This is a genomic window from Staphylococcus sp. HMSC056G08, assembly GCF_001812305.1.
In the GTDB taxonomy this organism is placed as follows: Bacteria; Bacillota; Bacilli; order Staphylococcales; family Staphylococcaceae; genus Staphylococcus; species Staphylococcus simulans.
On the sequence record NZ_KV808478.1, the window covers coordinates 1 to 1,604 of the forward strand.

Below are 1,604 nucleotides of genomic sequence, written 5' to 3' on the forward strand. Positions count from 1 at the left end.
TGTTACGCGTTTCTTAAAAACCTTTCAGCGTATAATCCAATCATGTAATCTTTATTACTTTCGTTCATATTTTGAATACTCTTAGATAAACTAGTTAAATTTGCATCTCTTGAAATCCAAAAGTTAACACTGTATTTGTCATAAAATTCATCCGGATCCATTGAAAAGGAATCTATGATAAATTCTTCTAACTCGCTATCGTCATAAAAGTCACAAGTAATACCAGTTTGTTTTAACAGTAGGTTGTATCTGTCATCGTCATATGGACCTGCGTATTCTAATAAGAACGCTAGACCTTCTTTACCTTCACTTAACTTAGATTTGATAAGTTCATCTTCTAATTTGACTAATAAATTCATTGTTTCCCTCCTGAATTAAGAGGTGGCTCAGAACCATCTCTTGTGGTATGATTAGAGTGTTAATATTTACTCGAATAATTGTTTCTTTTTTGATTTGTTGTGATTGTAAATTCGTACAAGCGTCTTTACAGTCGCAACTTTTTTTGTTACACCAGTCGCTCTGCTGTAATCTTCTATTTTATTCTTGAAAGCAACCAATCCTTCTTCGCCTAATTTCTTAGCGATCCACTTTTTATCATGCTCTGGATATTGTTTAATAAATTCAGAAGCACCTAACATAACTACTCTTGTATAATTTTTTCTTTGAGTACCTAATGAATCTCGTAGCATGCAAACAGTATCTTTAAGAAGTCTAGGCCCACCATTTCTGTAAATTTCTTTGACTGTATCTGCAGCTTGAATAGTATAATTAGAAGAATTTCTATCAACCGTAAATCCGATTTGATTCAATGTATTTTCAATAGCTATAGTTTCTTCAACTCCTGCCGCTAATTCACTTACATACCTTTCAGCTGCATTAGCTTTTGAACCTTCTTGTAAAAGTCTGAAAGCTGTAGCTTCATCTTTTAATGACATTCCGCTGTAAATCGTAACTTCCCATACGACTTCTCCTAAAATTTTCAATGCTTCAATTCTGTGTTGGCCGTCAAAGATCCATAAGCTACCGTCTTCTCTTTCGGAAACTAGAATTGGTCCCATTCCTATTGGATTGAAGTTTTTAACAATTTTATTCACTTTCGCTTTTGATACCGCTCTTTGATATGTTTCATCAACACCTAAATTTTTTACTACTACCTTTTGTGCGCGGCTTGGAAAATCATTTAGTTTTTTCATCTTTTCTTCCTCCATTTGTTTCAATTTTTAATCCTATTAATGCGAATAATTTTTCAATTACAAAGTATGAATCTTTCATTTCCTTTGATTCAGTCTCTATTGCTTTCTCTACAACTTTTGAAATATCATCAGCGCTTTTAGCACATAAAGCTAAATCTTGAAACCTTTTCACTAATGTTTGTGATTGAGCTATTAACTCTAATTCTTCATCAGACATCTCAGTTTCTACCTCTACACGTTTGTTTTTTAATTGCTTTTGATATTCTTTATTCTTAACGGAAGGCAATTCGTTATAAGCTTTATTCCAACCACTATTCTCTTTAATGACTTTTTCATATACTTCTGGTGCTTCACGTTTAACCTTTTTCGCTCTCATCACAGTTGATTTACTGACACCAGCAAGTTCTGCTA

General features: G+C 33.0%; 3 protein-coding genes. All 3 read right to left on the minus strand.

Annotated elements, in window-relative coordinates:
* Positions 1 to 2 precede the first annotated feature (2 nt).
* Positions 3 to 359 carry a hypothetical protein gene (locus HMPREF2846_RS07470; protein WP_070626355.1) on the minus strand — a complete coding sequence of 119 codons (357 nt, stop codon included), beginning with the start codon at positions 357 to 359 and terminating at the stop codon, positions 3 to 5.
* A 66-nt stretch (positions 360 to 425) separates the two neighbouring features.
* Positions 426 to 1,193, minus strand: a complete 768-nt coding sequence (locus tag HMPREF2846_RS07475; protein WP_070626356.1) for a DUF6551 family protein — start codon at positions 1,191 to 1,193, stop codon at positions 426 to 428.
* Positions 1,177 to 1,604, minus strand: a 428-nt coding sequence (locus tag HMPREF2846_RS07480; RefSeq protein ID WP_218086517.1) for a hypothetical protein, incomplete at its 5' end; no start/stop codon positions are given. The genes HMPREF2846_RS07480 and HMPREF2846_RS07475, both read right to left, overlap by 17 nt.

What these genes read in the sequence shown, in the direction of transcription:
- HMPREF2846_RS07475 (WP_070626356.1), bottom strand. Translation starts at nt 1,193, where the DNA reads ATGAAAAAACTAAATGATTTTCCAAGCCGCGCACAAAAGGTAGTAGTA.
- HMPREF2846_RS07470 (WP_070626355.1), bottom strand. Translation starts at nt 359, where the DNA reads ATGAATTTATTAGTCAAATTAGAAGATGAACTTATCAAATCTAAGTTA.